Origin of the sequence: Nesterenkonia sp. HG001 (genome assembly GCF_034438835.1) — a bacterium.
GTDB lineage: Bacteria > Actinomycetota > Actinomycetes > Actinomycetales > Micrococcaceae > Nesterenkonia > Nesterenkonia xinjiangensis.
Genome location: NZ_JAOSZD010000001.1, coordinates 234,059 through 252,626 on the forward strand (window position 1 = coordinate 234,059; position 18,568 = coordinate 252,626).

At 65.1% G+C, this 18,568-nt stretch carries 16 protein-coding genes; 2 read left to right on the forward strand and 14 right to left on the reverse strand.

Translation table 11 applies throughout. The annotated features are described in order from the left end of the window. Positions 1–12: 12 nt before the first annotated feature. The 10 genes from ODE13_RS01035 to ODE13_RS01080 form a co-directional block, all read right to left on the reverse strand. Complete coding sequence (locus ODE13_RS01035) at positions 13–1,083, reverse strand: LacI family DNA-binding transcriptional regulator (protein WP_322477595.1); 1,071 nt, start codon at positions 1,081–1,083, stop codon at positions 13–15. Between the two features lie 114 nt (positions 1,084–1,197). Then, the gene (locus ODE13_RS01040; protein ID WP_322477596.1) at positions 1,198–2,157 is read right to left on the reverse strand and encodes a GNAT family N-acetyltransferase; all 960 of its coding nucleotides are present in this window, start codon (positions 2,155–2,157) and stop codon (positions 1,198–1,200) included. Beyond that, positions 2,117–3,286 (reverse strand): flavodoxin-dependent (E)-4-hydroxy-3-methylbut-2-enyl-diphosphate synthase, encoded by a 1,170-nt coding sequence (ispG, locus tag ODE13_RS01045; protein ID WP_179542349.1) that lies wholly within the window; start codon positions 3,284–3,286, stop codon positions 2,117–2,119. Before ispG ends, ODE13_RS01040 begins: the two co-directional genes overlap by 41 nt. Before the next feature lie 30 nt (positions 3,287–3,316). After that, the gene (locus tag ODE13_RS01050) at positions 3,317–3,955 is read right to left on the reverse strand and encodes a D-2-hydroxyacid dehydrogenase (protein ID WP_322477883.1); all 639 of its coding nucleotides are present in this window, start codon (positions 3,953–3,955) and stop codon (positions 3,317–3,319) included. 317 nt (positions 3,956–4,272) lie between these two features. Then, complete coding sequence (locus tag ODE13_RS01055; protein WP_322477597.1) at positions 4,273–5,022, reverse strand: carbohydrate ABC transporter permease; 750 nt, start codon at positions 5,020–5,022, stop codon at positions 4,273–4,275. Between the two features lie 196 nt (positions 5,023–5,218). After that, complete coding sequence (locus ODE13_RS01060; RefSeq protein ID WP_322477598.1) at positions 5,219–6,181, reverse strand: sugar ABC transporter permease; 963 nt, start codon at positions 6,179–6,181, stop codon at positions 5,219–5,221. Between the two features lie 17 nt (positions 6,182–6,198). Then, positions 6,199–7,482, reverse strand: a complete 1,284-nt coding sequence (locus ODE13_RS01065; protein WP_322477599.1) for an ABC transporter substrate-binding protein — start codon at positions 7,480–7,482, stop codon at positions 6,199–6,201. A 120-nt stretch (positions 7,483–7,602) separates the two neighbouring features. After that, positions 7,603–9,582, reverse strand: coding sequence for an alpha-amylase family protein (locus ODE13_RS01070; RefSeq protein ID WP_322477600.1), 1,980 nt, complete (start codon positions 9,580–9,582; stop codon positions 7,603–7,605). Continuing rightward, positions 9,579–10,445, reverse strand: coding sequence for an NAD(P)-dependent oxidoreductase (locus tag ODE13_RS01075; RefSeq protein WP_322477601.1), 867 nt, complete (start codon positions 10,443–10,445; stop codon positions 9,579–9,581). The genes ODE13_RS01070 and ODE13_RS01075 overlap by 4 nt, the downstream gene beginning before the upstream one ends. 77 nt (positions 10,446–10,522) lie before the next feature. Next, positions 10,523–12,619: an alpha-amylase family protein gene (locus tag ODE13_RS01080; RefSeq protein WP_322477602.1), complete on the reverse strand. Its 2,097-nt coding sequence runs from the start codon at positions 12,617–12,619 to the stop codon at positions 10,523–10,525. A gap of 118 nt (positions 12,620–12,737) precedes the next feature. Between ODE13_RS01080 and ODE13_RS01085 the strand changes: the two genes are divergently transcribed. Both ODE13_RS01085 and ODE13_RS01090 read left to right on the forward strand, forming a co-directional pair. Then, a complete protein-coding gene (locus ODE13_RS01085) occupies positions 12,738–13,535 on the forward strand; it encodes a hydroxypyruvate isomerase family protein (RefSeq protein ID WP_322477603.1) in 798 nt (265 codons plus the stop codon). A 114-nt stretch (positions 13,536–13,649) separates the two neighbouring features. Beyond that, positions 13,650–14,351 carry a GntR family transcriptional regulator gene (locus ODE13_RS01090; protein WP_322477604.1) on the forward strand — a complete coding sequence of 234 codons (702 nt, stop codon included), beginning with the start codon at positions 13,650–13,652 and terminating at the stop codon, positions 14,349–14,351. Positions 14,352–14,360: 9 nt separating this feature from the next. On the opposite strand, the gene ODE13_RS01095 is transcribed toward ODE13_RS01090, so the two are convergent. The 4 genes from ODE13_RS01095 to ODE13_RS01110 form a co-directional block, all read right to left on the reverse strand. After that, entirely contained in the window at positions 14,361–15,383 is a 1,023-nt protein-coding gene (locus ODE13_RS01095) for a sugar phosphate isomerase/epimerase family protein (RefSeq protein ID WP_322477605.1), read from the reverse strand. Positions 15,384–15,467: 84 nt separating this feature from the next. Continuing rightward, positions 15,468–16,565: a Gfo/Idh/MocA family oxidoreductase gene (locus ODE13_RS01100; RefSeq protein WP_322477606.1), complete on the reverse strand. Its 1,098-nt coding sequence runs from the start codon at positions 16,563–16,565 to the stop codon at positions 15,468–15,470. A gap of 106 nt (positions 16,566–16,671) precedes the next feature. Further along, a complete protein-coding gene (locus tag ODE13_RS01105; RefSeq protein ID WP_322477607.1) occupies positions 16,672–17,454 on the reverse strand; it encodes a ThuA domain-containing protein in 783 nt (260 codons plus the stop codon). Beyond that, a complete protein-coding gene (locus tag ODE13_RS01110; protein WP_416210523.1) occupies positions 17,447–18,565 on the reverse strand; it encodes a Gfo/Idh/MocA family protein in 1,119 nt (372 codons plus the stop codon). Before ODE13_RS01110 ends, ODE13_RS01105 begins: the two co-directional genes overlap by 8 nt. Positions 18,566–18,568 lie beyond the last annotated feature (3 nt).

Consider the following 18,568-nt stretch of genomic DNA (forward strand, 5'->3'; position numbering starts at 1 on the left):
ACCTGACGCCCGTCAAGGCGAGCCCGTCGGGACATACCCCGCGGGGGTGCCCTGGGTGGACTCGCGGAGCACCAGCCGGTGCGGGATCACCACCGCCTGAGAGGGGCCATCGTCGCGCCGCCCCACCCGTTCCTCGAACCGCGCTGAGAGCAGGTCCAGGGCCGCACTGACGTAGTCGGTCCGGGTGAAGGCCACGGTGGTCAGCGGCGGCAGGGTGAACGCCGCATGTTCCACGTCGTCGAAACCGGTGACCAGCACGTCCTCGGGAACACGGAGCCCCGCCCGGTGCAAGGCGTGCAGCGCACCGAAGGCCAACGTGTCGGTGAAGGCGACGACGGCGTCGAAGGGCACCTGCCGGGTCAGCAGCTCCTCCACAGCTGCCGCGGCCCCGCCGATGGTCCACTGCTCCACGCCCACCTGCAGCTGGGGGTCCGCCTCCAGGCCGGCATCGCGCAGTGCGTCCAGGTATCCCAGCAGGCGCAGACCGGCGGTGGCCTTGCCTTCCTGCCCGCGCACCGCGCCGCCCAGCGCAGCGACGCGACGCGCCCCGCGGGACAGCACATGCTCGGTGATCTCCCGGGAGGCGACGCGGCTGTCCACGTACACCCGATCAGCGCGATGCTGCTCCACCTCTCCGATGAGCACCACGGGCGGCAGATGGTCCACCCGTTCGATCACCGAATCCTCCAGACGGACCGGGTTGAGGATGAGCCCGTCGATCAGGTGGGTGCGCGCCCGGGAGACCAGGTCATGCTCCCGCTCGGGCTCTGCCGCGGTCTCCTCGAACTGCACGGCCAGACCCCGCTCATGGGCCTGCTCCACGATCGTGTGGGCGAGGTCGGCGGAGAAGGCCGTGGCGAGATCCGGAAGCGCCACCCCGATGATGCCGGTGCGCCCGTTACGCAGCCCGCGGGCGCTCAGGTTCGGGACGAAGTCCAGCTCATCCATGGCCGCCTGCACCCGCTCCCGGGTCCCCTCCCGGACGGCCACCGCGCCGGTGAGCACGTTGGAGACGGTCTTCGGCGAGACGCCGGCCCGCGCGGCGACGTCCTTCATGGTGGCGCGTGATCGTGGAGAAGCCATCAGCCTAGCTTAGGCTCCGCGCGCCCGAGACGGCGGCGACAGGCACGTCATGAGCGTGGCCGGGCCGCCGGGACTACGCATGATGTCACACCTGTGGCTAGACGATGCCATGACTCAGAACAGCACCGTGGCGAACGTGCCGACCTGTTCGAAACCCACCCGACGGTAGGCGCGGATGGCTGGGGCGTTGTAGCTGTTGACGTAGAGGCTCACCGTCGGCGCCAGCGTGAGGGCATGGTCGACGACGGCCGCCATACCGGGCACCGCCAGCCCCTGACCACGATGATCCGGACGCACCCAGACCCCCTGGATCTGGACGACGTCGTCAGTGACAGCCCCGTACTCGGCCTTGAAGATGACCTCACCTGTGACCGGATCGGTGAGCACCTGCGAGTGCCCGGCGGCGATGAGCGAGCGGATCCGCTCGCGATACTGCGCGGAGCCCTGGGCGTAGGGAGAGAACCCCAGCTCCTCGGTGAACATCGCCGCGCAGGCCGGCTCCACCCGCGCGAAGTCCTCCGACTGGGACTGCCGCACTCCGGGCAGCGGCACCTCCGAGGAGGGCCCCGTCATGGTGAGCAGAGGCTGATCAGCGCGGACATCCCGCGGGCTGTGCCAACCGGAGGCCTCGTGCAGCTCCAGCACGGCCTCGGCGGGCCCATAGATCGAGGAGACCCGCCGGCGCATCACACCCAGCGCCAGGCCGAACAGCTCAGCCTGGGCCGCGTCGGCACCGACAGGGTTGATGTTCGACCCCACCCAGCACGCGGCGGCGAGCTCCGGTGCCCTGCCTGAGTCCTCGGCGGAGGCGTCGGCCGGGTCAGCCTCCTCCGCCTCGGCGTCGATCCCGAGGAACACCGCGCCGTTGCGGCCCTTTCCGGGCCCGGCCCCACCCCGGCTGGCCAGAGTGGTGGCCACCGAGACGTTGACCACCGGGTCGGCGTCGAGCAGACGGCGCAGCGCGGGGGTGTCCCCGGGCATGAGCACGCGGACCGCCCCGCCCGTGGCGTGGTCGATCCGCGCGGCGAGGGTGTTAGCTGACGGAGACCACAGGGGCACCCGTTGCCTGAGCATCTCCATCGGACTCCAGATCCATCTCTTCGGCGAGGCGGTTGGCCTCTGCGATCAGCGTCTCGACGATCTGGTCCTCCGGCACAGTCTTGATGACCTCGCCCTTGACGAAGATCTGTCCCTTGCCGTTGCCGGAGGCCACCCCGAGGTCGGCGTCGCGGGCCTCCCCCGGACCGTTCACCACACAGCCCATGACGGCCACGCGCAGCGGCACCTCCATGCCCTCCAGCCCGGCGGTGACGTCATCGGCGAGCGTGTAGACATCGACCTGAGCCCGCCCGCAGGAGGGGCAGGAGACGATCTCCAGCTTCCGGGGCCGCAGGTTCAGCGATTCGAGGAGCTGGTTGCCCACCTTGACCTCCTCGGCCGGCGGGGCCGAGAGGGAGACCCGGATCGTGTCGCCGATGCCCTGGGACAGCAGCGCCCCGAAGGCGACCGAGGACTTGATGGTGCCCTGGAACGCCGGGCCCGCCTCGGTCACACCCAGGTGCAGCGGCCAGTCCCCGCGCTCGGCCAGCAGCTGGTAGGCCTGGACCATGACCACCGGGTCGTTGTGCTTGACGGAGATCTTGAAGTCGTGGAAGTCGTGCTCCTCGAACAGCGAGGCCTCCCAGACGGCCGACTCGACGAGCGCCTCGGGGGTGGCCTTGCCGTACTTGTCCATCACGCGCTTGTCCAGGGAGCCCGCATTGACGCCGATGCGCAGCGAGACCCCGGCGTCCTTGGCGGCCTTCGCGATGTCGCCGACCTTGTCGTCGAACTTGCGGATGTTGCCCGGATTGACCCGCACCGCACCGCAGCCGGCCTCGATGGCGGCGAAGACATACTTGGGCTGGAAGTGGATGTCAGCGATCACCGGGATCTGCGACTTCATCGCGATGATCGGCAGCGCCTCGGCGTCCTTGTCCGTGGGGCAGGCGACGCGCACGATGTCACAGCCGGAGGCCGTCAACTCAGCGATCTGCTGCAGCGTCCCGTTGATGTCGTGTGTCTTGGTGGTGGTCATCGACTGCACAGAGATCTGATGATCACTGCCGACGCCGACACTGCCGACCTGGAAGTTCCGCGTCTTCCGGCGCGGGGCAAGGACAGGCGGAGGTGAAGCTGGCATACCAAGGTTGATGGCGGTCATGCGTCCATCGTACCGGCCCTGCATCCTCCCTCAGTATCCGCGTGAACGATCCACGACGTTGCGCAGGCTCCGCCCTGCAGCCCACCGGGAGACGTTGTCCAGAAGGATCGCGTGACCTCGTTCAAGAGTCGCGTCAGTGGTCGCTCCGTTGTGCGGTGTGACGATGACTCGAGGCATATCCCACAAGGGACTGCCCTCAGGCAACGGCTCCACTCCGTGGGCATCCAACCCCGCTCCTGCCAGGTGCCCGTCCTCCAACACCTCCAGGAGAGCCTCCTCATCGACGATCCCTCCCCGAGAGATGACGATGAGAAAGGTACCTGGTTTCATCCTCCGCAGCTGCGGGCGCCCCAGCATCCCGCGCGTCTCCGACGTCACCGGAGCAGTGACCACCACGAAGTCACTGGTGTCGAGCAGCTGCTTCAGTCCCGCATCTCCATAGAGCAGGCGAATCTGACCGTCCGTCTCTCCAGAGGGCGATCTGCGGAGAGCTTGTACTTTCATATGACACGCCTGAGCCTTGCGCGCCAGGTCCTGGCCACTGTTCCCGTAGCCGATGATCCCGAGGGTCTGGCCGGCTAGCTCACCGTGGGTGAAACGATCCCAGCGGTGCTCCCGCTGAGCCTTCATCCACCGCGGAGCGTCGCGACTGAGCATCAACACAAGCATCAAGGCGTGCTCAGCCAGAGGAATCGCGCCGTTGCCGGCGGCGGACGTGAGGGTCACCCCTTGCGGCAGGACTCCGCCCGTCAACCAGCCGTCAACGCCGGCGGCACCCGAATGGACCCAGTCCAGCCCGGGAATTCTGTGGAGGTCGTCTCGTGGGGACGCCCCGAGCACAGCAGAGCCCGCTTCTGGAGACGAGGCCGACCCCGCACTTCCCAGTGGTGAAAGACGATCCACCGCCTGCACCTGGCAATCCGGCGCCGCGGCACGGATCTGCTCAAGAGAAGGGCCAGCTGAGGACTTGACGTGAATGATGCGTCTCACTTCAGCCCCGTCGTCGAGATCCCCCGGATCAGATACTTCTGGGCGAAGGCGAAGAACAGCAGGATCGGGATGAGGGAGACCACTGACATGGCCATCAGCGTCCCGGCCCCCTGATTCGACTCAGAGTCCAGGAGCGCGTTCAACGCGATCGGCACCGTCCAGATGCCGGAGTCTGTGAGATAGATCAGCTGGCCGAAGAAGTCGTTCCACGTCCAGATGAAGGTGAAGATCGTCGTCGTCACGAGGGCTGGACGCATCAGGGGGAAGATCACGTACCAGAACACCCGAAACGGACCTGCTCCGTCGACGACGGCTGCCTGATCAAGCTCCTTCGGGATGCCTCGGATGAACTGCACCATCAGGAAGATGAAGAATGCATCAGTAGCCAGGAACTTGGGCAGCACCAGGGGGATGAAAGTGTTCACGAGGTCCAGCTGAGAGAAGACGATGTACTGGGGGATGATCACCGCGTGGATGGGCAGCATCACCGACACCAGGACGATGGCGAAGTACCACTTGCGTGCCCTGAAGTTGAGGCGGGCCAAAGCATAGGCCGTCAACGAGCAGGCGAACAGGTTCCCCACGATGCAGCTGATCGCGAGGATCAGAGAGTTTCCGAAGAAGACCCAGAAGGGCAGGCCGGCCACGTGCCATCCGTTGCGGAAGTTCTCCAGTGTGAGCTCAGTGGGGATGATGCTCGGGTCAGTGAGCACCAGGTGTGATGGTTTGAAGGCGCTGACTGCCATCCAGATCAGGGGATACAGCATGAACAGCCCGAAGATGATCAGCGCTGCATGGCGGATGATGCTGTTGCGTCTGCCCGACCGCCTGGCCTCCCTGGGGCCTATGACCCGTGAGGTGGTGGATGGGCCCAACTCCATCGGTGACGCAACTTCCGTGCCTTCCGCCTGGGCCTTCCTCGACAATGCCTGCTCACTCATATCAGTCTCCGTAGAAAACCCAGTACTTGGACAGAAGGAAGTGCACACCAGTGATGAGCGCGATGACGAGCAGGAGCACCCAGGCCAGCGCTGAGGCATACCCCATGTCGAAGTTCACAAACGCCTGCTGGTAGATGTACAGCGTGTAGAAGAGCGTCGAGTCCACTGGGCCGCCGGTTCCGCCGCTGACCACATGGGCTTGGGTGAAAGCCTGGAACGATCCGATCGTCTGCAGGATGAGGTTGAAGAAGATGATGGGCGTGAGCAGTGGGATCGTGACACTGCCGAACTGCCTCACCACTGAAGCCCCGTCAACTCGGGCCGCCTCATAGAGCTCCTCAGGGATCTGACGCAGACCCGCCAGGAAGATCACCATGGGTGCACCGAACGTCCAGACGTTGAGGATGATCAATGTACTGAGCGCCGTGTCCGGGTTCTGCAGCCAGTTGGTCCCTTGGATCCCGATCATCTCGAGCATCTGGTTGATGAGTCCGCTGTGACCGAACACCTGACGCCAGAGAACCGCCACCGCCACACTTGCCCCCAGGAGGGAGGGTAGATAGTAGGCGCTCCTGTAAAACGTGAGCCCCTTGAGCCCACGATCCAGGATCAGAGCCAGGCCAAGGGCAAAGGCCAGCTGGAGCGGCACCGACACCAGGACATAGGTTGCCGTGACCTGTGCCGCGCTCCAGAACCGATCGTCTCCGGCCATTCGTTCATAGTTCGCAAGCCCGGTCCATTCAGGAGACCCCATGATGTTGTAGTTCGTGAACGACAGATACAGCGAAGCCAGCATCGGAACCGATGTGATGAACACGAGCCCCAACAACCACGGCAGCATGAAGACATGTGCGACGCCGTCCTGCCTGCCCAGCGTGGACTTCCTCGTGGTCTTCTTCGGCGGGCCTGATGGCCGTTGCCACACGGGCTGCACGTCAGCGGCCTCTTCCACAGTCTTGGTCATCTCAAATCACCGACCGCTCAGCCCTGGATCCCGCTGTCGATCTCGCTGATCGTCGCTTCCGCGGCCTCCGTGATGCTCCGGTTCCCATTGGTCACCTGCTCGAGCTGCCGACGCAGAACGTCCCGCCAGGTGTTGGTGCCGGGGGGCGCCTCGTACCGGGGACGGCGGTCGACATCACGGTCCTCCGCCACGAGCTCCAGCATTTCGAGCTCTTCAGCTGTTGCGACCTCCGCATATTCCTCTGCCACACGCGGGTTCGGGGGAACACCCATTGTCAGACCGACGATCTGCTGCATCTCAACATTCGAGGTGCAGAACGTCAGGACACTTCCCGCAAGCTCAGCCTGGTCATCATCGGCATCCTTGTAGATCGCCATTCTCGGGAAGTAGAGGTACTGATACCCCTCGGCCGCACTCTGGGCCTCAGGCATGTGCCTCAGCCGGAACTCGTAATCAGGGAACATCGCGGCGTCATCGACAATATGGTTCGAATTTCCGAAACGCATCAAGACGATGTCGCCGATGTCTTCCCAGCTGCCTTCGATCCCGTCCTGTTCGCCGATGGAGGTCGTGGCACCAGCCTCGCGCAGGTTCTCCCACCACTCGATCCATTCTTCCAAGGTCTCCTGGCTGAATCCGATCTGCCCGTCCTCTGTCCACAGCTCTTCGCCGCGCTGCCGGATCCATCCTTCGAACGGGAGGTCTGCCTGCGCGTCATACGTCAGAGCTTTGACGCCGTCGGGATTTCCACTGGAGAAATCGATCGCAAACTCTGCGAACTCATCCCAGGTCCACTCGTCAGGAAGGTCAACTCCATACTCTTCGACAAATGTTGCGTTGTATCTGATGACGGGCACAAATGTTCCGAACGGCATAGTGTTGTGCTCTCCATCGAGGCGAAAGTCCTCAATATCCTGGTCGCTGTAATCCGAGAGGTCCAGGGTATCGATCCCCTCAAGGGAGCGGTACAGTCCGTTTGAGTAGTAGGTCATGACCTGAGGAGCCGGCACCCAGAATATGTCTGCCACATTCCCCGCGGCCATCTGCGTCGTCATGCGCTCTTGAAAAGCGTTGTAGTCGGCAAATTCAACGTTCATGCTGATGTCGGGGTATTCGTCCTCCATCATGCCGAACGCCTCGGAATAATTCTGCTGACGCACATCACTCCCCCAGAACGCATAGCGGAGCGTGCCAGCCTGATTGCCCCCGCCGCCGCCGAGACCGCCGCAGGCGGCCAGCATCCCCATCCCACCCGCAGCACCGGCCCCGATCAGGAAGTCTCGCCTGTTGAACGCCTGCATGACCTTCTCCCCTCAATAAGCATGAGCAACACCTGCACAGTGACGAGCATCACTCAGCGGACTGCATTCGACTGTAATGCCGAGCATATTGTCTGTCAATCATTCATGTCTTGTTACTTTTCACTTGATCTCGATGACTTCGAACAGGCCAAGCGGAGGCGTCTTCACCGTGAGGTCGCGGCCCGACTGCCTCCACTCCAGCTCCTGGTCAGCGACGCGGGCACGGACCCTAGACACCGCCCACGAGACATCAAGGTGCAGTGCCGCCTCAGCAAGAGGGACGGGGGGCATGAAGCGCTGATCTGCATCTCCTGTGCGGTTGAGGAGGTGAACGACCGAGGCCTCATGATTCCGGCCCGGAACGATCTGCACGTGCTGGGGCAGGCTGCTCCGCACCTGCAAGGCTTCCCCTGAGGTCGTGAGAATCTTCGCCACCCAGGAATCACGAACCGCGCTGAGGCCGATCGTCCGATAGGTGAGTCCTGGTCGCCACGGTGCATAGGCGAGCACCCCGGCTCCATGCCGGCCGGCGACCCACCCGGGGTGAGACGTGGGGTGATGCCCGTAGCACTTCTCAGGGGGCCCGTAGAGCGCGCGCCCTACGGCGAGCCAGTCGACCTGTGCCCCGGGACGCGGCTCCAACACGTGGAATCCCCCCACCACGGGGGCAAGGTCACCAGAGTCGTTCACCGGAACATGAAGTGAGCGCACGGACTCCTGAGTCACGAAGGCGGCACGCTGCTGGGCCAGCGGCTCGTCGCCGCCGAGCTGAGGCGAGCCCTGTTGCCATCCGGAATCCCCGGTGGCGACGACACCGCCCCCTGCGGCCAGCACCGCCTCCAGCGCCTTGACCTCTTCAGGTCGCAGCTCACCGAGGTCTGGAAGGATGACCAGGGCATAGCGTTCAGGGTCCATCTCTGAGAGGCGGTCCTGGCGGACGACGTCGAACGGCACATGTTTCTCAGTCAGGGCCAGATACTGGCCCTCGAACTCGGCCCGCCGCCGCTGTGGATCAGGGGCGTCCGGCTTTGAGATCCGTACAAGAGCGACCTTGGCATCAGATCGAAGGTCTGTGTAGATCCTTTCGTTGTCCCGATGGAATCGCATCACCTCCGCACCGGCCTCGACAGCCTCGTACTTGCTGTCCTCGATGCGGCCCATGAGGTAGAGGGAAGGCTGGGCACCGGTGGCGATCGTCTGCACCAAGTACTGCGCATAGCGGTGAGGATCCTCCCCTGCCCAGCGATACGGCATGTCGACGAAGGCCGCAGAGTTGACGAAAACCGGGCGCTCCTGGTTCCCAGACCGCGCCGCACTGACCTGCTCAGCGGTGTGGTGGTGCCACAGCGCCCTCCCCACGGCGTTGTTGGCCTCGTGGAACGTGATGTCCGCCTTGTCGCCCATGATCAGCGCCACGTGGGGACGAATGGCATGGATATGCGCAGTCATCCGCGCATGCAGATCATCAAGGACGTGTGCGGTGAACTGCTTCCAGCGTGAGTATCCGCTGGATTCCGGGCTTCGAGGATGCTCCAGCCCAGGAGCGAACGCTCGAAAGCCCTCCAAGCACGGCTCGCAGTGGCAGACCCCCCAGTACGCGCGGCTGTAGTCGAACTCGTTGAAGGTCATCATGTTGAAGAAGAATCCGGAGATGTCATATCCATTCATCACTTCTTCGATGACGTCAAACATCTTCTGCTGGTAGTAGTCGCCGCTGGGACAGACACTTCGATACCCGTTGTAGGTCTGAGGCACTCCCTCGGGACTGACGAAGCACCACTCGGGATGCTCCTCAGCTCGACGAGCATCGATCTTCGAGAAGTCCATGCGACCCAGGAGGCGCATGCCCCGATCGTGGGCAGCCACCACCGCGTCGCCGACCAGATCCCCCGATTCCCTCTCCCCCAGCACAGGATTGACCGTCTGGCACGCGAGCTTGCTGGGGTAGTTCGCGATGATCCCCCCGACGCTGATCAACCAGGTGTTCGCACCGAAGCTCTGTATCGCGTCTGCAGTCTGCTCGACGTCGAGCCCCGCGTCGATCTCCCGCAGATTGGTCTGAACCGTCCGGAAGGGTGCGTTCCACCATCTCTGGCTCATACGTCCCTCTCGGCGATCAGGCGAAACAGGGCCGCATGATCGAGCTCACCCCAGTCCTTCGCGAGAGCTTTGTCCATCTGGCGGGCCACCACCTCGATGCCGGGAAGCTCAACGCCGTGATGCTCCGCGGCGGCCAACGCCAGACCGAGATCCTTCCGATGCAGCCGGATCCGAAAGCCGGGGTCGAACGTCCGATTGACCATGCGCTGCCCGTGCATCTCCAGGATCCTGGAGGACGCGAACCCTCCGGACAGCGCCTCCCGTGCCTTGCCAGCGTCAATGCCGGACGCCTCCGCCACAGAGAGCCCTTCGGCCACCGCCTCGATGGTCAGCCCCACGATGATCTGATTCACCACCTTGGTCGCCTGTCCGGCGCCCACCTCGCCCATGTGGGTGATGTTCTTCCCCAGGGTCTGGAACAGTGGCATGGCCTCTTCGACAGCGGCCTCCGACCCACCCAGGAATATGGTGAGCGCGCCTTCCCTGGCTCCCGCCTCACCCCCAGAGACCGGCGCGTCGATGTACTCTCCCCCGGCTCTGCGGACGGAAGCCGCCACGTCCTTGGTCACCACCGGGGAGATCGAACTCATGTCGATCACCAGCGAACCCTCCTGCAGCCCGCTCAGAACGCCATCGGCCCCGATGACGGCCTTCTCCACATCAGGCGTATCCGGAAGCATCAGGACGATCACCTGGGACTTCTCCGCAACCTCCTGGGGACTATCTGCTGCCACCGCACCCGCCTCCAGCAGGCCCTGGTGGCGCTCCCTCACCCGGTGCACAGTGAGCGTGTGCCCTGCCTTGAGCAAGTTCAAGGCCATAGGAGCACCCATCACCCCGAGCCCGATGAAACCGATACGCATCTACACTCTCCTCAATCCCTCGTTCACTGCTTCCGAAAAATCTCTGCCACTGGTGCACGTCAGTGACCTCCTCCGGCTCAGACCGGCCATACGAGGTGCACAGTCTCCAGCCGGTCAATCCGCGCGACCGGAACCGTCGCCACACCGTCCTCCACAGAAACCCCCGCTTGCCCGTCGGCATAGAGCAGGGTGGCCGTCACCTCCGAGACACCCTCTGGCAGCCGGATGCGGACCTCTTGGTCCTTCAGGGGAATCAGCTCATGGTTCTGCCCCCGCATGGCCATCGGATTGGTGAGGTTGACCAGGGTGACCGCCAACTCGCCATGCCCTCGCTGGACAGCGACGTCGACCAACCCTCGGCCACAGACCTCTACCTGCGGCCGGCCCCCCAGCGCCCAGCGGACCGCGTTCCCCACCAGGCGCCCGTGATCGGACTGCAGGAACTCCCAGTAGATCTCCCCCAGGTTGAACGCGACGTACACAGTCCGCCCACCCGAGGCATGCTCGCGCGTCACGACAGCCGGCGTGGAGGCGCCAGGCCTGGGATAGACCTCCTCCATAGGAAGGTCCGGGTAATCGGGCACGAAGCGGAAGATCTCCTGCGCCTCTCCGAGGAGCTCCACTCCCAGCACCTGTGTTCCGCCGACGATCCGTTGAGCACCCTCGTAGCCGGAGGAAAGAGTGTGTTCCTTCTCAATGGTCATGTACTTGTTCTTCAAGGGGCCGCGGACATCCTCCGTGAGACGCACGCCCAAGAGCTCCCCCAGCTCCAGCACCCTCTCACCCGGCTCCCCCGCCAGGCTGGAGTCGAAGGCAGCCACGACATTTCCCCCTGCCTCGACGAACTCCTCGATCACCTGACGCTGCGCCGTGCTCAACGCCGGACAGGCAGGAAGCACCAGAACTCGGACCCCCTCCAGCCGCTTTGCCGTCAAGGCTTCATCAGCGATATAGACGAAGGGGATCCGCGCCTCTATCAGAGCCTGGTAGACGCCGTCTTCGTGCTCAGGCCGACCGGGCACATAGGACTCGTCTGGCAGCGCGTCCGCAGAGACCCGGCTGTCCAAGAGCGCCACCTCACCGGTGTGAGTCAACCGCTCCAGCACATGCTCGGCCTTTTCATGGAGCTCATAAGCTTCCACGATCGGCGCGACCCATCGCTGATCGAAGATCTCCCCCTTGAACTTGGTGAACCAGGGCCGCGCACCGTGGGCGAAACCGTCGACGATCAGACTGGTGGTCTCCTCCGGGTCGGCCACAGAATCCTTCCACCGTGCCTCATGGGATTCAGGCCCCACGGAGGTGATGAGAGCCACGGGCCTATCTGGGTAGAGCCCTCGGGCCCGCTTCGCGATGCGTCCGGGAACCCAGGACGGTTCGACGCCGGAACGCCCCTGCTTGTCCACGAAGAACATCGGATATCGGTCATCCACCATCTCGCGGACAAGATCTCGAGTCAGATTGGCACCACGGTTGGGGATGAACCGAACATGCGACTTCACAGCTCGAACGGCATCGTCCCAGATCACCACCAGTTCGCTGAGCTTCCGACTCCGCCATTCCCTGTATACAGACCAGGCAGGATCCTCAGGCTCGGACTCACTGGGGAGTTCCATGCCGGTGCCCCGCAGGAACTCCCGCATCGATGCCGGACTGTAGGACACCCTCCGAGGAGGTCCTTCCCAGCGGTTGGCGAAGACGGCGTCGATGTCGTATTTCCTGGTGATCTCCACGGCAACCTCGGTGATGAATTCCCGGTGATAGCTGCTGAACGGATCTGTCCACCAGAGCCCAGGCATCGAGTCATGCTCCATGGCTTGGCCGTTCTCGTCTCGGGCCAGCCATTCGGGATGAGCTGCGGCCGCTTCCTCATGGATGGCATGCGGGTCCACTCGCGCCATGACGTGCATGCCCAGTGAGCGGGCGCTCTCCACCAGAGTGCCGAAAGGATCGGAGTCCCCAAGATGTCGGCTCCTGTGGTGATAGGGAATCTCCGTCGGGTAGAAGGCCATGTAGCCACCTGCGCTCAGGCAGAGAGCGTTGGATCGGGACCGGCGCAAGACATCAACCCAGAAGTCGACGTCGAGTGCGGAGGGGTCGTCCTCGGTGAACGTCAGCTGTGTCCACCGAGTCGCCGTCCTGTACCACTCCGGGGTTCTCAGGCTCTCCTGCATGTCAGGCCTTGCCTCTGGTGCTCTCACAGGTACTCCCGTCGTCTATGGCTCACGTCACACTCCAGCGTGTGTTGTCAGACATGATGACATGCTATTCATTGTATGACAAGATGCACCTATGCAGTGGAATGGCTACGAGATCAGCGCAAACGTCTCCCTCCTCTTTACCGAGCTTCCGTACATGGAACGATTCGAAGCAGCGTTCGAGTCCGGCTTCGGCGCCGTCGAAAGCTGGTGGCCCTTCACCCGGGCCCATCCGGGCGATGCGGCCCTTGACGATCTGGTCGGCACCATCCATGACTCCGGGGTGCGGCTGACCGGACTGAATTTCTTCGCCGGAGATATGGCGGGAGGAGAGCGCGGCATCGCGTGCAGGCCCGAGCGGCAGGCGGAGCTGGAGGCGAACACGGAGGCCGTCCTACGAGTCGCGCTCGCCACGGGTTGCCGTGGATTCAACCTGCTCTACGGACAGCCAGACGGGGGCGCAGAACCCTCCACACATCGCACGATCGCCGTGACGGCCTACCGGCGAGCTGCGGAAGCGGTCGAGGAGATCGGAGGGACAGTCCTCATTGAGCCTCTCGCCGAAGGCCTGAACGGCACGTATCCGCTCACCACGCACCACCAGGGTCTCGAGCTGGCCGACGAGGTCGGTCATGGCTCCGCCCTGCTGCTCGACACCTTCCACCTGAGCCGCAACGGAGTGGACCCCTCCCGTGCTGCCGACGAGTCTGCAGGGAGGATCGGGCATGTCCAGCTCGCCGACACGCCGGACCGCGGCGAGCCTGGATCAGGAGAGCTGGACTGGGCCTCACTTGCCGCGGCCCTGCAGACGTCAGGGTATTCAGGCACCGTAAGCGCTGAGTACAAGCCGACGAGAAAGACCGAAGAGACCTTGTCATGGCTCAAGAACTGAGTGACGCCTCTGAGCTCAGCGCTATGCTGTTGTCAGGCAAGTGATCAGATAAGACATCCTCAGCTCCATGACGCCATCTGCGGCAGGCTGAGATGGACCGTGAAAGGACGAGATGTGCCTGCCAGCAGCACTCAGATCAAGCTCGGCCCCTCATCACTGACGGAGGCCCTCTTCGAGTCCCTGCGGACCCGGATCATCAACGGCGAGATCGAGCCGGGAGAGAAGGTCACGGAGCTTCGGGTCGTCGAAGAGTACGGCGTGGCCCGCCCCACCGCGAAGTCCTGCATCGAGCGTCTCACAAGCCAAGGACTGCTGCGGAGAGTCGCCCACAGATCGGCCGCCGTGCCAGAGCTCGACGAGGACGAGATCAAGGACCTGTTCTTCAGCCGCACCACGTTTGAATCCACAGCCGTCGCGCACTTGGCAGGACAGCGCCATCTGCCAGCCGAGGTGAAGCGCGCGCAGTCATCGATGCGGAGCGCTGCCGAGCAGAAAGACTTCGCCGAACAGGTGCAAGCCGACATCGCATTCCACTGGGGTCTCGTCAACGGATTCCAGAGCGAACGCCTCCAACGGATGTACGAGATGATCTCCGGGGAGATCCACCTGACGATGGGCAAGTTCTCCGCGCACCGCAGCACGACACCCACGAATGTGGTGGCTGAACATGACACCATCATGGCTGCCATTCAGGACGGGGACGAGGTCACCGCACGCCAGGCACTCGCCGACCACCTCAGTCATGCCCGTGACCGCGTGTTGACTCAGAGGCGGGGCGAGATGCCGACAGCACCCGATGGCGGTGCCGCCGGCTGACTCCTTCTCCTACTGATTGGAGAAGGCGGCGTCGAAGGAGGCCTCCGGACGCTTCCACAGCAGCGAACGGATACGCCCCACCGCCTCGGCGGCCCCGTGGAGGCGGTCCATGCCCGCGTCCTCCCACTCGATGGAGATCGGACCCGAGTAGCCGATGTGCCCCAGCGCGCGGAAGGCGTCCTCCCAGGGGATGTCCCCGTGACCGGTGGAGACGAAGTCCCAGCGGCGCCGCGGATCACCCCAGGGAAGGTGAGAGCCCAGGATCCCGCTGCGCCCGGTCTGCGGCCGCAGCCGGGTGTCCTTGCAGTCCACGTGGTAGATCCGATCGGCGAAGTCGGTGATGAACCCGATCGGGTCGATCCCCTGCCAGAACATGTGGCTCGGGTCCCAGTTCAGCCCGAAGGCCTCACGGTGGCCGATGGCCTCCAGCGCGCGCACCGTGGTCCAGTGGTCGTAGGCGATCTCCGAGGGGTGGACCTCCAGGGCGAACTTCACACCCTGCTCATCGAAGACGTCCATGATCGGGTTCCAACGGTCCGCGAAATCCTGGTACCCGGCGTCGATGACCTCACCGGGCACCGGCGGGAACATGGCCACGTACTGCCAGATCTTCGAGCCGGTGAACCCGACGACGACGTCGGCCCCCAGCTTCCGTGCCACGCGGGCGGAGCGCTTCATGTCCTCCGCCGCCCGCCGGCGCACTCCCTCGGGCTCGCCGTCGCCCCAGACGTAGTCACGCAGGATCGCCTCGTGGCGGAAGTCGATGGGGTCGTCGCAGACGGCCTGGCCGCCCAGGTGATGGGAGATCGCCCAGACCTTCAGCCCGTGGCGGTCCAGGATCTCCAACCGAGACTGCAGGTACTCGTCGTCCTCATCAGCCCGCCGCAGATCCAGGTGGTCCCCGCTGGCGGCGATCTCCAGGCCGTCATAGCCCCATTCGGCGGCCCGGGCCGCCAACTCCTCGAAGGGCATGTCCGCCCACTGGCCGGTGAACAGGGTGACGGGGTGGGAAGCGTGCTCTGCTGCGCTCATGTCTCTCCTGATGTCGTGTGTTGGGGATGAGGTCTCGGTGGTCCGGTGCTCACGCGCCGGAACGGCCCGTGCTCCTCGCGGAGGTCAGGTCCGGGCAGGCACAGGCCGCTCCGATGGGGCGACGTCGACCCAGCGTCCGCTCTGCGCGGACTCCAGCACGGCGTCGATGATCCGGTTCGCCCGGGCGCCGTCGGCGAAGGTGGGCAGGCCCGCGGGTTGCTCGCCGCCGATCCGCGCGTAGGTGTCCCGCGCGAAGGCGGCGAAGGCATCCAGGTAGCCCATCGGGTGGCCCGAGGGGACCAGCGAGAGCCGAGCGGCGTCCTCGTCCATCACGGCGGGGTCCCGCGCGATGGTCACCGAGCCGTCGGCACGGCCCAGCCACAGCTCGTCAGGGTGCTCCTGGTCGAAGAACACGCTGCCCTCGGCCCCGGAGAGCTCCAATGTCAGCTGGTTCTTCCGCCCGGCGTTGACCTGGGAGACCATCAGGCTGCCCAGCGCGCCCCCGGTGAGCTCCACGGTCAGTGCGGCGGCGTCCTCGGTGACGACTTCGGCTCCCCCGCGCTGCGGGTGGGCGATGGTGGTGGCCGCGCTGAGCCGCACGATCCGCTCCCCCGTGATGAACTCCAGAAGGTCCACCAGATGGGAGCCGATGTCCCCGAAGGCCCGGGAGCGCCCGGAGACCTGCGGATCGACCCGCCAGTTCGACTCCTCGGCGTCGAGCAGCCAGTCCTGCAGATAGGCGCCGCGCACGGTGAGCAGCCTGCCCAGCCTCCCTGCGGAGGTCTCGCTGCGAGCCTGCCGGGCCATGGGGTGGAAGCGGTAGACGAACGGGACCGAGGCCACGACGCCGGCGCTCTCGGCCAGTTCGGCCAGCTCGGCGGCCTCGGCGGCGTCCACGGCCAGCGGCTTCTCACAGATCACATGACGGCCCGCCCGGAGGACCGCGCGGACGTGCTCGGCATGCCGGGCGTTGGGCGAACAGACATGGACGACGTCGCTGCGCTCGATCAGCTCCTCCACACTCGACGCCGGGGTCACTCCCAGGGGCTCTGCCGCCGCGGTGCTGCGATCCGGGGATGAGGACACCAGCCCCACCACGTCGGCTCCGGCCGCACGGGCCGCCGCCGTGTGGGTCCGGGCCATGAACCCGCCTCCGATGATGCCTGCCTTCAGCTTCTGCATGGATCCCCCTGTCTCGGTCGCGCCATGTCCGCCACGTACTGCGGGGCTCCCGGTCCTGTGTGTTGATCGTCCTCGTCGCCCGTCACCGGATGTCCGGCTCGGCCCGTCATGAGTTCCCCGGTGGAGCGCCTGCGCCGGCATGGGATTCGTCGAACCAGCCGTGCGCCGGATTCGACACCGCCGGGGCCTCTCGTCCATGCCCCGGCCTGGCGGCCCACCGCACGCCGTTGGCCAGCACCCGCTGGATCTCGGCCTGGTGATAGACGGGATAGTCCTGGTCGCCCGGGCTGAAGTAGAAGATCCGGCCGTGGCCCCGGGAGTAGGTGAGTCCGGAGCGGAAGACCTCCCCGCCGGCGAAGGAGCTGATGAAGATGAGCGACTCGGGTTCGGGCACGTCGAAAAACTCTCCATACATCTCCTGCTCGGGGACGATGAGCGGGTTCGGGATCCCCTCGGCGATGGGATGGCTGGGATTCACCGTCCAGACGAGCTCCCGTTCTCCCCGGTTCCTCCAGGCCAACGAGCACGTGGTGCCCATCAGCCGTTGGAAGACCTTCGCGAAGTGCCCGGAATGCAGCACCAGCAGTCCCATTCCCGCCAGGACATGCCGATGCACGCGGTCGACGATCTCCTCCCCGACGTCGTCATGGGCCCGGTGGCCCCACCACAGCAGGACGTCGGTGCGGGCCAGCCGCTCCTCGGTCAGCCCGTGCTCCACGTCACTGAGCGTGGCAGTGGCGACCTCCGCCTCCGGGAGGTGCTTCCGGAGGCCCGCGGCGATGGCCCCGTGCATTCCCTCCGGATAGATCTCCCCGATGTGCTGGGGCTCGGCCAGCTCCTCGTGCACGCCTTCGTTCCAGACCAGGATCCGCAGCGGACTCTCAGGCATCGGCCAGCCTCACTTCCTGTCGTGCGGCCGCCGACCGGTAGCAGGCATCGATGATGCGTGCCCGCTCCAGTGCCAGGGACCCGTCATGGTCGCGCCACATCACGCGATCACCCCGGATCACCTCGATGAAGTCCTGGATCACCTGCCCATGCCCGCGTCCCGGCTCGGCCGTGAGCGCATAGTCAGCCGTCTCACCGTCCTCGTCGGTGAAGACCCTCAGCTCGCCCACCGGCGTCTTGGCGGCCCCGGCCACGTGCAGGTGGGCTCCCCCTTCGGTCCCGTACACGGAGAAGTCCAGCAGGTCCTCGGCCTCGCGGTACGTGGCCCACCCGGCCTCCAAGATCAGCGTGGAACCGTCGTCGAACCGCACGAACGCCGAGGAGAAGTCCTCGACCTCATAGGCGCGGTCCGCATCCTCACGGGTCACGGAGACGTTCTTCGCCCCGCCTCTGCCTCGCGTGCCCAGTTCGGCGAACGCGGAGGCCGAGACGGTGACCGCCTTCGGCTCGTCCAGTAGGTAGAGGGCGTAGTCCAGCACATGGACCCCGATGTCGATCAGCGGACCTCCGCCGGAGAGCTCCTTGCTCGTGAACCAGCTTCCGAGCTGAGGAATCCCCTGACGGCGCAGCCAGGAGGCCTTCGCGTAGTAGGAACGCCCCAGCTCACCCGAGTCGATGACCCCCTTGAGAGCTCTGATGTCGCCGCGTCGGCGGTGGTTGAACGCGACGTCGAGCACGCGCCCGGCCCGGCGGGCGGCGTCGACCATGATCTGGCCCTCGTCAGCGTCTCGGGCCAGCGGCTTCTCGCAGAGCACGTGGAGGCCCCTCTCGAGGGCTGCGATCGCGATGGGGGCATGGAGGAACGTCGGCACCGCAATGCTGACCGCATCCAGCGAGTCCACCTCCAGGAGCTCCTCCCAGGTCCGCACCAGATGCGGGACGCCGTACTGCCCGCCCAGCGTCTGCCGCAGATCGTCTTCCATCCCCGCCAGGGCCAGGACCTCGACTCCCGCGGCCTGGCTGAAGGCCTCGAGATGCTGCTGCCCGGCCCATCCGAGTCCGATGACTCCGACCCTCGTCACGTCTCCTGGCTGATCAGTACGACCCGTCACGTT